Source organism: Xenorhabdus stockiae, assembly GCF_002632825.1.
Taxonomy (GTDB): Bacteria; Pseudomonadota; Gammaproteobacteria; order Enterobacterales; family Enterobacteriaceae; genus Xenorhabdus; species Xenorhabdus stockiae.
On sequence record NZ_NJAJ01000005.1, the window covers coordinates 85,077 to 101,676 of the forward strand.

Consider the following 16,600-nt stretch of genomic DNA (forward strand, 5'->3'; position numbering starts at 1 on the left):
GTTGTTATTTAAGCGCTCGTTATTACTTACGTACCTAAACATTATCAACGACAACATCACGGATTATATGCTATGTCAGAAATCAGCCGTTCCGTACTTTTTGGTAAGCTCAACCCGACCCTGTTCACATCATTAGAAGGTGCCACTGCTTTCTGTAAGTTACGTGGTAACCCTTATGTTGAACTGGTCCATTGGCTACACCAAATCATGCAACAACAAAACAGTGATTTACAGAAACTTATCCACCATTTAGGGCTGGATGAATCTGCATTGACCAAAGATATTGTTGCTGCGCTGGATCGCCTGCCTCGTGGTGCCAGTGCCATTTCTGATCTCTCAGAACATATTGACAATGCCGTAGAGCGAGCCTGGGTTTACGGTTCGCTGAAATTTGGTGTTGCTCAGATCCGTAGTTCGCATTTACTGATAGGCATATTAAAAACTTTCAATCTTCGCAATGCACTGAAAGCAATTTCTCCTCTGTTTGATCATATCAATGCCGATACCCTGATCGATAATTTTAACAAGATATTTGATGGCAGTGATGAGGCTCAGGAAAGCATAATATCATCAACCGAAACTCAGGGAGCACCACCACAGGCTGCAACAGGCTCAGCTTTGCAACAATATGGACAGGAGTTAACAGCACGGGCACGTAATGGTGAAATTGACCCTGTATCAGGACGCGATGAAGAAATCCGCCAGATTATTGATATTCTGATGCGCCGCAGACAAAACAATCCATTACTGACAGGTGAGGCTGGCGTTGGTAAAACTGCGGTCATTGAAGGTCTGGCTTTGAGAATTGTGGCTGGCGAAGTTCCTCCCCCGCTGAAGAACGTTCAGCTTTGGCTACTGGATATCGGTATGTTACAGGCCGGTGCGGGTATTAAAGGAGAGTTTGAATCCCGTCTACGGAAAGTCATTGAAGAAGTCCAATCCAGCCCGACACCCATCATTTTGTTTATCGATGAAATTCACACTCTGATTGGAGCCGGAGGACAACAAGGTACAGGCGATGCCGCTAACTTATTAAAACCAGCACTAGCACGGGGTCAGCTGCGGACACTGGGCGCTACAACTTGGTCAGAATATAAAAAATATATCGAAAAAGATCCGGCCCTGACCCGCCGTTTTCAGGTTGTTCAGGTACATGAGCCTGATGAAACCAAGGCTCTGATAATGCTGCGTAGTCTGGTCAATACGCTGGAAAAACACCATCGTATTCTTTTACTGGATGAAGCGGTTGATGCAGCAGTACATCTCTCCCATCGTTATATTCCTGCCCGCCAGTTACCGGACAAAGCCATCGCATTACTGGACACCGCCTGTGCCAGAGTGGCAGTCAGCCAGCATGCAGAACCCCCGCAGCTGGAAAACTGCCGCCATAAGATAGATTCGTTGAATGTTGAACTGGGAATAGTGGAACGGGAATCCAAAGTTGGTTTGGGCGATCCTCAGCGGGCAGAAAATATCCTCAGCCAATTAGCAACGCTGGCAGAGCAACAAGAGCAACTAGAAGCACGCTGGCAACAGGAACTGTTACTGACAGATAAAATTATCCAACTACGTCTTCAGTTACATGAAGAACAAGACGATGAAGAACAAAGCAATAATGATAAAATTACTCTTCATACGGAGCTGGCTGAGCTGCAACAACAACTGGAAATGTTACAGGGTGAAGAGCCTCTTATCTTTGCCGCAGTAGACAGTAATGTTGTTTCCGCTGTTGTCTCAGACTGGACTGGCATTCCTTTAAGCCGCATGATGAAAGATGAGATTGAAGCTGTATTGCAATTAGCCGATACCCTTAACCAGCGTGTTATTGGTCAGTATCATGCGTTAGAAACCATCGCAAACCGAGTACGCACTTCACGGGCAAAACTGGACGATCCTAATAAACCGGTAGGGGTCTTTATGCTGTGCGGGCCTTCTGGCGTCGGTAAAACTGAAACCGCACTCGCTCTGGCGGAAACGCTGTATGGTGGTGAACAAAACCTGATCACTATCAATATGAGTGAATTTCAGGAAGCACATACTGTATCAACATTAAAAGGTGCTCCTCCCGGTTACGTCGGATATGGTGAAGGGGGTGTCCTGACCGAAGCAGTTCGCCGTCGTCCATACAGTGTCGTATTACTGGATGAAATTGAAAAAGCGCATCCTGATGTCCATGAAATTTTCTTTCAGGTATTCGATAAGGGATGGATGGAAGATGGTGAAGGCCGCCATATTGACTTCCGTAATACGATTATTATTCTGACATCGAATGTCGGCGCTGATTTAGTCAACTCAATGTGCTACCAGCATTACCAACAGAGTAATACACTACCTGAGCCGGAGCAGCTCAGTTCAGCACTACGCAAACCGCTATTAAACACATTCCCTGCCGCTTTACTGGGGCGTTTATTAGTCATTCCATACTATCCATTAGATGATGAAGTCATGACCAGTATCGTTTATTTACAGCTGGGACGCATACAAAAACGATTGCTGGAAAATCATGGTATTACTGCCACTTTCGATGAAGCCATGGTTGAAAATATTGTCAGTCGTTGTACCGAAGTTGAGTCGGGCGGTCGTACGGTAGATGCTATTTTAACCAATACTCTATTGCCTCAGATAAGCCAGCAGCTGCTATCTGCCTGCGCCCATGGTGAACAATATAACCAATTACAGGTGTCGCTCGAACAGGGAGAACTTAAATTCCAGTTTTCTAATGATATATAGATCCTGCATGATATCCGTGTGTAATTTGTCATGCGTAGTTTATAAACATTTCCTCAAGAGTATAAATAATTTCATACCAACCATGTCACACTCCCACATAATTTAACAGGAGGACTAAATGTTCGGAGTAAATAAACACAGCCAATAAAGAGGCAACTTGAAAATTCGACAAAAAATAGAACATGAGGTTCAAGAGGCCATCTATTATGCAGAATTCTTACAATAACTCTCTTAAGACCAAGCATCCATTATTACAGGCATTACCCATTGGATACTGTTTCAATGAGTTTGAAATTGAAAAAGTTGTGGGTAAAGGAGGATTTGGTATCGTATACCGAGCCTGGGATCACAGCAAACAGTGTGCAGTTGCCATAAAAGAATATCTGCCATCCATGATTGTGGTTCGCCGTAATGATTTGAAACTAAAATTACGCCACCCAAATTTACAGGAAAGATTCAGAGTCGGGCTTCACAGTTTTATGCGTGAAGCCCATATCATGACTTGCTTTAACCATCCGTGCCTACCCCGCTTCATACGTTTCTGGCAACAGAACAGCACCGCTTATATCGCCACTCCCTTTTACCATGGCATAACCCTGAAAGTATTACAGGCCAAGTATGCAAAGATAGTGACACAGAATTGGCTGTGCCATATTTTGTCTCCTTTGCTTGATGCCATCAACACCCTCCACCAAGCTGGCTATCTACACTGTGATATTTCGCTGGATAATATTTTACTTCAGAATGACCGATTACCTGTTTTGCTGGATTTAGGGTCTGCCCGGAAAATAGCAGAACGTTTATCTGACGAAGAAGAAATAACGGTCAGGCCGGGGTTCACACCCTGTGAACAATACACGGCCAATGAAGAGGGGCAACAAGGCCCCTGGAGTGATATTTATGCGCTGGGGGCAGTATTACATACTTTGATTGTCGGGAGACCACCACCGGTAAGCATAGTACGCAATATTGAAGATCGTTATCAGCCTTTAACGGAACGGCGTCTTACCGGTTATTCTTTATCATTTCTACATACCATAGATTGTATGTTGGCAATAAAAATAGCAGAACGGCCATCCTCTATTTCTAAATTAATCCCGATGATAAAATCCCCTATCATCCAAACCTGTTTCCCTCCTAACTTCTCCTCATCTCTACAAAATATCCTTACCACCTGCCCACCTTCAGAAGATTCAGAGCAAGAATAAAAGGGGAAATTTATGCCACAAGAAATCTGTATATTTCATTACCAAAAAATTATTCATCACCCGATTCAGCATGTTTTTTTCCACTCAACCCATATTCACGCAATTTATTCGCAATTGCAGTATGAGAAACCCCAAGCCGTTTCGCCAGCTTACGAGTACTGGGATAGTGACGATAAAGGCGCGTCAGGACAGAGCGTTCAAAACGTTTGCTGATTTCATCCAAAGAACCAACCAGAATATCCTCGCTGATAAATGAAGTTTCTGCTTCTAAATGCGGTAACTGAATATCCTGTGAGCTTAACTGGTTATCTTCAAGCTGCGTCAATGCCCGATAGATGGCATTGCGCAGCTGCCTCACGTTTCCGGGCCAGTAATAGCTGCATAGGAACTGTTCCAGATCAGGAGCAAATTTTGGTTTTTCTACACCCTGTTCTTTGGCAAAACGGGTCACGAAATAATCCGTCAGTGGCATAATATCCGCCTGACGTTCCCGTAAAGGCGGTAATGTGATAGTTAATACATTAAGCCGATAGTAGAGATCTTCCCTGAACTCCCCTTTCCGTACCAACTCAACCAGATTCTTCTGAGTGGCGCAGATGATCCTGACGTCCACTTTCACTTCATTATCTTCCCCCACCCGACGAAATGTTCCATCGTTAAGGAAGCGCAATAATTTAATCTGCATCTGGGGTGACATTTCACCAATTTCATCCAGCAGAACCGTACCGCCATTTGCTTGCTCAAAAAAGCCTTTTTTACTTTCCGTTGCGTTAGGATAGGCACCTGCTGCATAACCAAACAATTCACTTTCGACTACGTCATCCGGCATAGAGGCACAATTTAAGCCAAGAAAAGGCTGTTTTCCTCTTGAACTGCGCAAATGACAGGCTTTGGCAAATTCATCTTTCCCCGTCCCCGTATCACCAATCAGCAACAACGGCACATCCAGCATAGCCATTTTACGGGCCTGCTCAACGACATGAACCATCTTCGGGCTGACAGCAACAATATTTTCAAAAGCCTGATCATCATTGACGATGCGTTTTTTCTGGGCTGGCTCTGCCTGCGTGGAGACACGCAGCATAATGACCGCTCCGACACATTTAACTTCCTGGTTTTCATCAGCCAGCGGCATCGGGATCACATCCATCAAATAGGTTTTCTCTTTGATGGTTAACGTGACTGAATGAGGTTCGGGATGTTCACTTTCCAGCCAACGGAGAAAATTATAATTACTGATAAGCTGGCTGATATTTTTCTGGCTGATTTTTTCTTTACTGATGCCAAACAATGACTGTGATGCCAGATTGGCTAAATCAATATTTCCTTTCATATCAACGGACAAAATCGGGTCCGGTACAGACTCCAGTAATGTACGCATCGCCCGATGTTCTTTCTCTGATGGCATAAACGCCACCGTCCTGACATCCATCACGCCATTAATACGACGGATTTCCGCCATTAACAAGCGGAAGGTATTGAAATCAATTTGAGTAAAATTAAGGTAAATACGACGAGCAGGAGAAATCTCAATTCCTTTCAGGTCAATATTTCTTAAAACCAATAAATCAAGTAACTCGCGAGTCAGTCCGATTCGATCCTGACAAGTAACTTCCAATCGCATTTATTCCGACCTTATTTACACAATGTTCATAACCGCCTGAAATATTACTCGTTACTGTGCGATAGATGAAGCCCCCTGTCAGTTAAAGTTGACAGTAAGACAGAGTGTCAAGCTTAAATGACAGTATCATCTGAGTTATGAGCCTGACTTTTTGGCTTCATTTCTAGTTTTCGGCTTAGTCGCCAGTGTACTTTTTAGCTGGCTAATTAACTGATACCGGAAATCACCTAATTTAGGTTTATCGCCATCAATCCAGGGTAAAGGGCGGCACAGCTCCATAGCCTTAATTCCCAGCCGGGCAGTAAGCAACCCAGCGCCAATGCCTTGTGCAGCACGGGCTGAAAGCCGGGCGGCAATATCCTGTGACAGCCAGTCCATACCCACTTCCCTGACCAACTCTGATGCCCCAGCAAAAGCAATATTCAACAATACCAACCGAAATAAACGAATTCGGCTGAAATAACCCAATTCAATCCCATATATTGCCGCAATTCGATTAATAAGACGAATATTTCTCCATGCAATAAAAGCCATATCGACCACGGCAAGTGGGCTGACTGCGATCATCAGCGCAGATTCTGCCGCTGAACGGCGGATCTCTTTTTTAGCCTGCTCATCCAGCACAGGCTGAACCAGTTTGCTGTATAATATGACCATTTCCCGATCATTGTGCGTTTCATGTATCGCACTCTGCCAACGCTGTAACGCCGGATGCTGCTGGCCTATACCTGCCTGATCAGCCATTTTTTCGCAAAACTGTCGTCCTTTGCCAATGCCGTGGCTCTGCAATAATGTTTTTGCGATATCACGCTCTTCTGTCCGCTGACGCAAACGATAAAGACGACGCCATTCACCGATAACAGCACCTATTCCGGCAAAAACAATCATACTGCCTGCGGCTGCTACACCCAGTGCAATCCAGTCCTGATTCTGCCATGACTGATATATCCATTGAATAAACTGAGCGATAACACTGAAACCCAATAACAGTAAAGCTCCCGAAAATATTTTCCGCCACGGGCCGCGTTTAGGTTTCAGGGCCGCATTCACTGCACCTTCAAGCTCACTCTCCTGCTCTTCCGTATTTAATTCTGGCAGAGCCGGATAGAATTCACTTTCCTGTTCATTAAATTCTTGCTGGGATTTCAGGGAAGGTTCTGAAGATACTGATAACATGTCATCAAAATCCACTCTTGGTTTTAAAGAAGCAGAATCTTTATCCTCTGTTTTTAAAGAGTCTGTCATGTCAGTTTGTCTCCCAATAAAAACTCCATCGCGCTGTCCATACGGATATGGGGTAATGATGCATCAATACTGATCTGACGTGGCCGGAATGATTCAAAATTAAAGCCCTGTTTCTGCCAGAAATCATTACTGGGCAAACGCTGTGGCACCTCACCCGGAAAGAATGTCAGTAGTTTGTCATCTGACAGGCGATTTCCTTTGATAGCCGGGAGCTGTTCTCCCTCGTGCATCACAATACCACTTTCAGTTGCCTGAACAGACGCCAGACCAACACAATCCATGCTGATCCCTTCAAATGCTGCATTCTGCCACGCTTCCTGCACAAGCTGTTGAAGCAACGACACAAGATTAACGTGCTGATCTGCTGTGACATGATCTGCTTTACTCGCCGCAAACATCAACTTATCAATGCAAGGGGAAAATAAACGGCGGAATAACGTCCGTTTACCATAATGAAAGCTTTGCATCAGTTGGGTCAGTGCCAGCCGCATATCATTAAAAGCGTGCGGGCCGCTGTTTAATGGCTGTAGGCAATCAACCAGAACGATTTGCCGATCAAAACGCAGGAAATGCTCTTTATAAAAGCCCTTTACGATGTGATCACAATAATAATTAAATCGTTCACGTAACATACCGATATTAGTTTGTTTATCCGCTTTCAGTAATTGAGGTTCTCCAATTCCGTCAATATCCGGCCACGGAAAAAATTGCAGGGCAGGCGCTCCCGTCAGATCTCCCGGCAGAATAAAACGCCCCGGCTGAATGAAATGCAAACCTTCTGTTTTACATTGGTGTAAATAATCTGTGTAGGCCTGTGCAATTCTGCTCAGCAGATTTTCATCCGCTGGTGCCAATGGATCACACTGTTTACATAATTTCAGCCACGGCTTCGCCCACTCAGCCCTGTTTCCTTTCAGTAAGCCATTCATTTGCCGTGACCATGCCAAATAACTCTGTTCCAGCATAGGTAAATCCAGCAGCCACTCTCCGGGATAATCGACAATTTCCAGATAAAGTGTTGAGGTGTCTTTGAGATAGCGGAGTAAAGAATCTTCTGAACGATAACGCAGCGCAAGGCGGATTTCGCTCACGCCTCTGGTCGGTATCGGCCAATACGGCGGGGTATTGTGCAAAGCAGCAATGTTTTCATCATAGGCAAAACGAGGGACACCCAAATCCCGCTGTGGTACACGTTTCACACCTAATAAACGACCGTCACGGACGGTAGAAAACAGTGGTAATCTGGCACCAGTATGAACATTCAGTAACTGATTGACCAAAGAAGTAATAAATGCTGTTTTCCCGCTACGGCTTAACCCTGTTACTGCCAGCCGTAAATGACGATCTATTCCACGATTAACAAGTGACGTCAGCTCATTTTGCAACCGTTTCATATTTCTCCTGAGTCGGACACTATAATGTTGTAATTTCAAACCGGTCTCCCCTCACCCAACCGGGCAAGGGGCCAGCAGTTTCTGTGGTATTCCGCCGTTCTTATTTAAATCTGTTCTGGCTTAGAGCTGGCGAAAACGACTGCGTACATTATAGGTGTCAGAAGTAATATAGCGTTCCATTTGACGCAGGCGCTCTTCTCCTGCTCTCAATTGGTAATCAACTTCATCCAGTATTTTCCGGGTTGATGGTGCTCTTGTTTCCTCTGGCTGATATCCCACAGGTGCAGGATCCATCACAAAGGACAAGATAATGTAGGCCACTACCGTTATGGCAGATAACCCAAAGAATATCGACAGTATGGCAATGGTACGGATAAGGGCAACAGGGACATCAAAATAGTTCGCTAACCCGGCACAAACACCTTTGATCACGCCCTGTTCCGGTAAACGATAAAGTTTTCCCCGGTAAGAACTGCTCATTATGACTGCCTCCAGTTTGGATGCTCAGCATCAAGAATATCTTCCAGCGTTTTGATACGTTCCTGCATACGCCGGGCGTTTTCTGACAACTGCTCCAAACGTTGAATTTCATTGCTCTCCAGTTTCCCTCTGTTCTGGTTGTTATAGTGCAGCCATAACCAGACAGGTAACACGAAGAGTACAAATAGGATCAGCGGGATCCCCAGAAATATATAAGCCATTACCTTTCCTTAGTTGCGAACGGATATACGAATAGTCTTCTCTATCATTGTGGATCTTTAGCACTCATTTTAGCTTTGAGAGCAGCAAGTTGTGCACTAATTTCATCATCCGCTTTCAGTTCTGCAAACTGCTGTTCCAGAGATTTCTTTTTCCCAAGGCCAACTGATTCCGCTTCTGCTTCCATATGGTCAATACGGCGCTCAAACTGTTCAAAGCGAGCCATCGCCTCATCGATTTTACCGCTGTCCAGCTGACGACGGACTTCACGGGAAGAAGCCGCAGCCTGATGACGCAGCGTCAGAGACTGCTGTCGTGCACGCGCTTCTATCAGTTTATTTTCCAGCTCAGTCACTTCCCCTTTAATGCGATCAAGGGTTTCATCCAGAATCGATAGCTCATTTTTCAGTGTTTCAACTAACTGGCTGACTTTCTGTTTTTCAATCAGAGCTGCCCGCGCAAGATCTTCTTTATCTTTGCTCAATGCCAGTTCAGCTTTTTCCTGCCAGCCTTCAATCTGGCTTTCTCCGGTGCTGATACGGCGAAGAAGCTGTTTTTTCTCAGCCAGCGTACGCGCAGATGTTGAGCGTATTTCCACCAGCGTATCTTCCATCTCCTGAATCATCAAGCGGATCATTTTCTGCGGATCTTCTGCTTTATCCAGCAGAGAAGAAATATTAGCGTTAACGATATCAGCAAAACGAGAAAAAATACCCATAGTCATAAACCTCTTTCATTAGAATGTATGTATGTTATGCCTGTGTACTGTTAAATAATGTATAAGATACAAGGTAAGGCATTCAATTAAATACAAGATACATGCCAACTTTTTATTTCTTATTATCACATTGAAATATATAAATTAATTTTTATTTGCTTTTTTATTACAATATCTTAATGTAGTTAAATCAACCAATAATTGGCGAAAAATACGATTTGTTAGTGGAGAAATCATGAATCAGTTCACTGATAACCTATTAGGGGAAGCAAACAATTTTATTGAGGTTCTGGAACAGGTTTCTGCACTGGCAAAATTAAATAAACCTGTTTTAGTGTTAGGGGAACGGGGAACAGGTAAGGAGTTAATTGCCCACCGTTTGCATTATCTTTCTCCCAGATGGCAAGGCCCTTTCATTTCCCTGAACTGCGCTGCTCTCAACGAAAATTTGCTTGATTCAGAGCTATTTGGCCATGAAGCAGGCGCATTTACCGGAGCACGTTCAAAACATCAGGGGCGTTTTGAGCGAGCGGATGGCGGAACTCTGTTTCTTGATGAGCTGGCGACCGCGCCAATGCAGGTACAAGAGAAACTCTTAAGAGTCATTGAATATGGATACCTTGAACGTGTAGGAGGTAACCAGTCTTTACAGATTGATGTCCGGCTGATTTGTGCCACCAATGAAGATTTACCGGCTATGGCCGCCAACGGGAAATTCCGGGCAGACCTACTGGACAGGCTGGCATTTGATGTTGTTCAGATACCCCCACTACGCCAGAGACAGCAGGATATTATGGTACTGGCTCAACACTTTGCCGTTCAGATGTGTCAGGAACTGAATCTTCCTTTTTTCCCCGGATTGACTGAAAAAGCAAAGCGACAGTTACTTGCTTACTCTTGGCCCGGCAATGTCCGTGAACTGAAAAATGTGATAGAGCGCTCCATCTACCGTCATGGGGATAATCAAAATGCCTTAGACACCATCATTATTAATCCCTTTGCCGTATCTTCAGAAACTCATGCACAAAAGTCAGCCAACGATTCACCTATCAAACATAAGACTGATAATCGCACTCTACCTGATTTACCACTCGATTTAAGGCAATGGCAGAATGACTGTGAAAAGCAATTAATTATACAGGCAATAGCAGAAAGCCAGTTCAATCAGAAAAAAGCAGCAGCAAAACTCAGCCTGACATACCATCAATTACGCGGGTTAGTAAAAAAACACAGCATCAGTGTGGCAGATTAAAAAATTCAATAAATGATATACCCAATAGTTTTCGAGCTGGAGCACTGCTGCAAGGGAATAACAGATAAAAAAATAGCCAGCACCCGAGCTGGCTAATAAAAAATACTGGAAGCAATGTGAGCAATGTCATGCGTATTGAGATCTCAGACTGGGGTCATAAAATACATATCTCAACAGCACGATGAGAATGATAATGCTTATCACTTATGTTTGTAAAGCGTTTTATTGAGAATTTTTCTCACCCGCGTGATCTGGTTGTTGTTTTTGAGCAGAAAGGGCTAATTAAGTTACAATAGCCAGACTTTTCCCATAATTGATGTTTTATATGCGCTATTTGATTTACTGGATCATATTATTGCTTTCAACTCCCGCTCTGGCTATTGAGAAAGCAATTCCAGAAACGACTAAAGCCACAGCCAAAGTTGCTTACAGACAGTCGTCGGAAAGCCTATCCTATGCTCCGGCAACTATACGGCAGCATGGCTTTATTTATTGCGTCAACGGCAATCTGAGTACGTTTAACCCGCAGATGGCTATCAGCGGCCTGACCGTGGATACTCTGGCTGCCCAGATTTATGACCGCCTGTTGGGAGTAGATCCCCTGACCTATCGGCTAATTCCTGAATTAGCTTCTCGTTGGGAAGTTCGGGATAACGGAGCAACATATCGCTTCTATTTGCGCCATAATGTCGCGTTCCAGTCAACAACGTGGTTTACTCCGACCCGCACCATGAACGCCGATGATGTTGTTTTCAGCTTCCGCCGGTTATTCGATAAAAAACATGACTATCACTATGTTAATGGTGGGCATTATCCCTATTTTGATAGTTTACAATTTGGTGATTCCATTCAGGACATCCGAAAAATTGATAAATACACTGTCGAGTTCCGCCTGAACGCCCCTGATGCCTCCTTTCTCTGGCATCTGGCGACGCATTATTCGCCTATACTGTCTGAAGAATACGGACAAAAACTGCATAGCATAAATAAAGAGGAACAAATTGACTGGGATCCGGTAGGAACCGGGCCATTCATGCTGGAAGATTATCAAATGGGGCAATTTGTCCGTCTTATCCGACATGATAACTACTGGAAAGGCAAGCCACTGATGGAACAAGTTGTTGTAGATATCGGGGCAGGTGGTACTGGCAGAATCTCCAAACTGCTCACAGGTGAGTGTGATGTATTAGCCTATCCTACAGCCAACCAATGGGACATACTCCACAATGACCCCAATCTGCGTCTGACCCTGCGTTCAGGAATGAATATTGCCTATCTTGCTTTCAATACCAGTAAGCCACCTCTGGATAAACTGGAAGTTCGTCAGGCCATTGCCTATGCCATTAATAATCAAAGACTGATGCGAGCCATCTATTATGGTACGGCTGAAACTGCCGCCTCTATTTTACCAAGGGCATCATGGGCTTATGATAACCGGGCAGAAATTACCGAATATAATCCTGAAAAATCCCGCCAGATACTGAATAAACTGGGGTTAGATGGTCTGGAACTGACACTGTGGGTTCCCACCACGTCGAAACCCTATAACCCAAGCCCTTTGAAAATGGCAGAGCTGATTCAGGCAGATTTAGCGCATGTTGGGATTAAAATGACTATCCGCCCCCTTGAAGGCCGTTTTCAGGAAAGCCAGCTCATGGATAAATCTCATGACATGACATTAGCAGGCTGGTCTACTGACAGTAATGATCCCGATAGTTTTTTCCGCCCGCTATTTAGCTGCGCAGCTATCGCATCTCAGACAAATCTGAGCCGTTGGTGTGACGCAACTTTTGATAATGCAATCCATCAAGCGCTGTTAGATCAACAGTTAGCAGCTCGCATAAAAAGTTATCATATTGCTCAGCAGATCCTTGCTCAACAATTACCTGTACTGCCACTGGCATACCCAATGCGATCACAGATATTTCGTTATAACATTAAAGGATTAGTTCTGAGTCCGTTTGGAAATAGCTCATTCGCCGGTGTCCATCGGGAACAGGAACACTCTACTTCTTCTGAAAAGACATCCACCGGAAATACACCTGCTGAAAATAAAAAAGGAAGCAAATGATTATTTATATATTGCGCCGTTTGCTACTGCTGATTGTGACACTGTTTTTTCTCTCACTGATCAGCTTCAGTCTGATGTATTTTACGCCTCACGGCCCTTTAAGCGGCGCATCTTTGCTTGATGCTTACCTCTTCTATTTTCATGGATTACTGCAATGGGACTTTGGCATTTCCAGCATCAATGGTGAGAGAATTGTTGACCAACTCTATGAGGTATTTCCGGCAACGCTTGAGCTCTGTCTACTCTCATTCACTCTGGCACTATTAATTGGCATTCCATTAGGGATTGTTGCCGGCGTATGGCGTAATAAAAAAGCAGATAAAATTATCAGCACACTTGCTCTGTTTGGTTTTTCCATTCCGGTATTCTGGTTAGCCCTGTTACTTACACTCTTGTTTTCACTGCATCTGGGCTGGTTACCGATATCAGGGCGGATTGATTTACTGTACCGAATGGAGCCTGTAACAGGCTCTGCCCTGATTGATGCATGGTTGTCAAAAAGCCCTTATCGTAACGAGATGATCATGAATGTAATACTACATATGATATTACCTGTCATCACGTTGTCTGTCGCGCCAATGACTGATGTTATTCGTTTAATGCGTAATAGCGCAGAAGAGATTTCAGCATCAAACTACATAAGATCAGCAGCGACTCGCGGGCTATCAAAATTAACCATTATACGTCGCCACTTATTGCATAACGCCCTGCCCCCTATTATTCCCAAGCTGGGGCTACAGTTTTCAACCATGCTGACCTTAGCTATGGTGACAGAACAGGTGTTTAACTGGCCGGGGCTGGGGCAATGGCTTATCAGTGCCATCCGCCAGCAGGATTACTCCGCAATTTCAGCAGGTGTAATGGTAGTAGGTACTTTAGTTATTTCGGTCAACGTGCTGACTAATATTATTGGCGCGATGGCTAATCCTTTAAAACATAAGGAATGGTATGCCATTAGATAATTTTTACCGTGAAAAGAAAGCGCCATCGCCTCTGAGGGTCATTTGGCGTTTTTTCTATGCCGATGCACTGGCAATGACCGGTTTTTACGGCGTACTGATTTTAATTATATTAAGTCTTTTTGGTAGCCATCTTGCACCCTATCAGCTTGACCAACAATTTATTGACCAGCTGATGCCCCCTTCGTGGTCACACTACGGTAATGTTGCCTTCTTTCTCGGGACAGATGATCTGGGGCGGGATATATTCAGTCGGTTACTGATTGGTACTTCCTCCACTTTTGGTGCTGCGCTGGTTGTGACTAGCGCGGCGGCAATTGTCGGGTTAGTTATCGGCAGTCTTGCCGGCATCACACACGGGCTGAAATCTGCGATCCTGAATCACATTCTTGACACCCTACTTTCCATACCTTCACTGTTATTAGCCATCATTGTCGTTGCTTTTATGGGAGCCAGCCTGCAACATGCAATGATCGCTATCGGGCTGGCATTACTGCCAAGAATTGTGCGGGCAGCCTATACCGCTGTGCATGATGAACTGGATAAAGAATATATTATCTCTGCTCGTCTGGATGGCGCTTCAAATTATCATATTTTACGTTACGCTGCTTTTCCGAATATTACCGCTGTGATAGTAAACGAGTTAACCCGTACTTTCTCGATTGCCATCCTTGATATTGCTGCTCTGGGTTTTCTCAATCTTGGCGCACAATTACCCTCACCTGAGTGGGGCGCTATGCTCGGCGGATCACTGGAGCTTATCTACACAGCCCCCTGGACTGTAATGTTACCGGGAGCAGCTATCATGCTGAGCGTTCTGCTGGTTAATTTACTGGGCGATGGCCTGCACCGTGCCATTAATGCAGGAGTCGAATAATGCCGCTACTTGATATTCGTAACCTCACCATTGAATTTATGACGTCAGAAGGCCCCGTTAAAGCCGTTGACCGATTAAGTATTTCATTAACAGAAGGTGAAATTCTCGGGCTGGCTGGTGAATCCGGTTCTGGTAAAAGCCTTATCGCCAAGGCAATTTGTGGGGTTGCAAAAGATAATATTACCGTTACCGCAGACCGCTTCCGGTTCAACGATATTGATTTATTACGCCTGACGCCGCGACAGCGCCGTAAAGTCATTGGTCACAATATTTCAATGATATTTCAGGAACCTCAGTTATGTCTCGACCCGTCAGAAAGTATTGGTAAGCAACTCATTCAGTCTATCCCCGGCTGGACATTTAAAGGCCGCTGGTGGCAACGTCTCAACTGGCGAAAACGTCGGGCTATTGAACTGCTCCACCGGGTGGGTATTAAGGATCATCACGACATCATGAACTCTTATCCTTATGAGTTAACTGACGGAGAGTGTCAAAAAGTGATGATTGCCATTGCGCTTGCCAATCAGCCAAGACTGCTGATCGCGGATGAGCCGACCAATGCGATGGAACCAACAACGCAGGCCCAGATATTCCGCCTGCTGTCGAGCCTGAATCAGAATAACAATATGACTATTTTGCTGATTAGCCATGACCTGCAAATGATGAGTAAATTAGTGAAACGTATCAACGTGTTATATTGCGGACAAACCGTAGAAAGCTCTACACCGGATGAACTGCTGGTCACTCCTCACCATCCTTATACACAGGCACTGATTCGGTCTATTCCTGATTTCGGCAGCTCTCTACCCCATAAAAGCCGCCTTAATACACTGCCGGGCGTCATTCCGTCACTGGAACATTTGCCTATCGGGTGCCGTCTCGGGCCTCGTTGCCCTTATGCCCAGAAAACCTGTATTGAAGCACCGCGGTTACGCGGCAGCAAAAGCCATACCTTCGCCTGTCACTTCCCCCTGAACATGGAGGAACAATAAATGGTCGAGACATTACTGGAAGTTAAAAACCTGACAAAAACTTTCCGTTACCGTACAGGCTTGTTCCGGCGCAATCATCTTGATGCAGTGAAGCCAGTCAGTTTTACCTTGCAACCACGAAAAACATTGGCAATTATTGGTGCAAACGGTTCTGGCAAATCCACACTGGCCAGAATGCTGTCAGGTGTAATAGAACCGACATCAGGTGAAATATTAATTAATCATCACAAGCTGATTTATGGCGATTATAGTTATCGCAGCCAGCTCATTCGCATGATTTTTCAGGATCCGAGCACATCATTAAATCCCCGCCAACGTATTGGTCAGATTCTGGATATGCCCTTAATTCTGAATACAGAGCTGCCACCTTCTGAACGGGAAAAACGCATCAATCAGACACTACGTCAGGTTGGTCTCCTGCCAGATCATACCAACTATTACCCACATATGCTGGCATCTGGTCAGAAACAACGGGTAGCACTGGCACGGGCACTGATATTACAACCTCAGGTTATTGTTGCTGATGAAGCCCTCGCTTCTCTTGATATGTCGATGCGTTCCCAGATTATTAATCTGATGCTGGAATTACAGGAGAAACATGGTATTGCTTATATTTATGTCACTCAACATCTTGGTATGGTGAAACACATCAGTGATCAAGTGTTGGTTATGCATCAGGGGGAAGTCGTAGAGCGCGGTAATACTGCTGAAGTGCTGGCTTCTCCGTTACACGATATCACCCGCAAGTTGATATCCAGCCATTTTGGTGAACCTCTGTCTACCGAAGCCTGGAGACAGGATATCACTTGATTTTTACTGAGCAGATTTTAT

Annotated in this window: 14 protein-coding genes; 8 read left to right on the forward strand and 6 right to left on the reverse strand. The window is 44.7% G+C overall.

The window, feature by feature from the left end:
• Nucleotides 1-72: 72 nt before the first annotated feature.
• Both tssH and Xsto_RS03295 read left to right on the forward strand, forming a co-directional pair.
• Nucleotides 73-2,730 (forward strand): type VI secretion system ATPase TssH, encoded by a 2,658-nt coding sequence (gene tssH / locus Xsto_RS03290; RefSeq protein WP_099124091.1) that lies wholly within the window; start codon nucleotides 73-75, stop codon nucleotides 2,728-2,730.
• Between the two features lie 206 nt (nucleotides 2,731-2,936).
• Nucleotides 2,937-3,938 carry a serine/threonine protein kinase gene (locus tag Xsto_RS03295; RefSeq protein ID WP_169926582.1) on the forward strand — a complete coding sequence of 334 codons (1,002 nt, stop codon included), beginning with the start codon at nucleotides 2,937-2,939 and terminating at the stop codon, nucleotides 3,936-3,938.
• Between the two features lie 49 nt (nucleotides 3,939-3,987).
• On the opposite strand, the gene tyrR is transcribed toward Xsto_RS03295, so the two are convergent.
• From tyrR to pspA, 6 genes are all read right to left on the reverse strand, one after another.
• On the reverse strand, nucleotides 3,988-5,562 hold the full coding sequence (gene tyrR, locus Xsto_RS03300) for a transcriptional regulator TyrR (RefSeq protein ID WP_099124092.1): 1,575 nt from the start codon (nucleotides 5,560-5,562) through the stop codon (nucleotides 3,988-3,990).
• 135 nt (nucleotides 5,563-5,697) lie between these two features.
• A complete protein-coding gene (locus tag Xsto_RS03305; protein WP_099124093.1) occupies nucleotides 5,698-6,807 on the reverse strand; it encodes a YcjF family protein in 1,110 nt (369 codons plus the stop codon).
• The gene (locus tag Xsto_RS03310; protein WP_099124094.1) at nucleotides 6,804-8,201 is read right to left on the reverse strand and encodes a YcjX family GTP-binding protein; all 1,398 of its coding nucleotides are present in this window, start codon (nucleotides 8,199-8,201) and stop codon (nucleotides 6,804-6,806) included. Before Xsto_RS03310 ends, Xsto_RS03305 begins: the two co-directional genes overlap by 4 nt.
• Nucleotides 8,202-8,321: 120 nt before the next feature.
• The gene (gene pspC / locus Xsto_RS03315; protein ID WP_099108133.1) at nucleotides 8,322-8,681 is read right to left on the reverse strand and encodes an envelope stress response membrane protein PspC; all 360 of its coding nucleotides are present in this window, start codon (nucleotides 8,679-8,681) and stop codon (nucleotides 8,322-8,324) included.
• Nucleotides 8,681-8,902 carry an envelope stress response membrane protein PspB gene (pspB, locus tag Xsto_RS03320; RefSeq protein ID WP_099108134.1) on the reverse strand — a complete coding sequence of 74 codons (222 nt, stop codon included), beginning with the start codon at nucleotides 8,900-8,902 and terminating at the stop codon, nucleotides 8,681-8,683. Before pspB ends, pspC begins: the two co-directional genes overlap by 1 nt.
• A gap of 44 nt (nucleotides 8,903-8,946) precedes the next feature.
• Nucleotides 8,947-9,618 (reverse strand): phage shock protein PspA, encoded by a 672-nt coding sequence (gene pspA / locus Xsto_RS03325; protein ID WP_099108135.1) that lies wholly within the window; start codon nucleotides 9,616-9,618, stop codon nucleotides 8,947-8,949.
• 235 nt (nucleotides 9,619-9,853) lie between these two features.
• Here pspA and pspF point away from each other — a divergent pair, with 235 nt between their 5' ends.
• The 6 genes from pspF (at nucleotide 9,854) to sapF (ending at nucleotide 16,579) form a co-directional block, all read left to right on the forward strand.
• Nucleotides 9,854-10,870 (forward strand): phage shock protein operon transcriptional activator, encoded by a 1,017-nt coding sequence (gene pspF, locus Xsto_RS03330; protein WP_099124095.1) that lies wholly within the window; start codon nucleotides 9,854-9,856, stop codon nucleotides 10,868-10,870.
• Nucleotides 10,871-11,195: 325 nt separating this feature from the next.
• Nucleotides 11,196-12,941 carry an ABC transporter substrate-binding protein SapA gene (gene sapA / locus Xsto_RS03335; protein WP_099124096.1) on the forward strand — a complete coding sequence of 582 codons (1,746 nt, stop codon included), beginning with the start codon at nucleotides 11,196-11,198 and terminating at the stop codon, nucleotides 12,939-12,941.
• Nucleotides 12,938-13,903 carry a putrescine export ABC transporter permease SapB gene (sapB, locus tag Xsto_RS03340; protein WP_099124097.1) on the forward strand — a complete coding sequence of 322 codons (966 nt, stop codon included), beginning with the start codon at nucleotides 12,938-12,940 and terminating at the stop codon, nucleotides 13,901-13,903. Before sapA ends, sapB begins: the two co-directional genes overlap by 4 nt.
• The gene (gene sapC, locus Xsto_RS03345) at nucleotides 13,890-14,777 is read left to right on the forward strand and encodes a putrescine export ABC transporter permease SapC (RefSeq protein ID WP_099124098.1); all 888 of its coding nucleotides are present in this window, start codon (nucleotides 13,890-13,892) and stop codon (nucleotides 14,775-14,777) included. Before sapB ends, sapC begins: the two co-directional genes overlap by 14 nt.
• Nucleotides 14,777-15,769 (forward strand): putrescine export ABC transporter ATP-binding protein SapD, encoded by a 993-nt coding sequence (gene sapD / locus Xsto_RS03350; RefSeq protein WP_099108140.1) that lies wholly within the window; start codon nucleotides 14,777-14,779, stop codon nucleotides 15,767-15,769. Before sapC ends, sapD begins: the two co-directional genes overlap by 1 nt.
• Nucleotides 15,770-16,579: a putrescine export ABC transporter ATP-binding protein SapF gene (sapF, locus tag Xsto_RS03355; protein WP_099124099.1), complete on the forward strand. Its 810-nt coding sequence runs from the start codon at nucleotides 15,770-15,772 to the stop codon at nucleotides 16,577-16,579.
• Nucleotides 16,580-16,600: the final 21 nt, after the last annotated feature.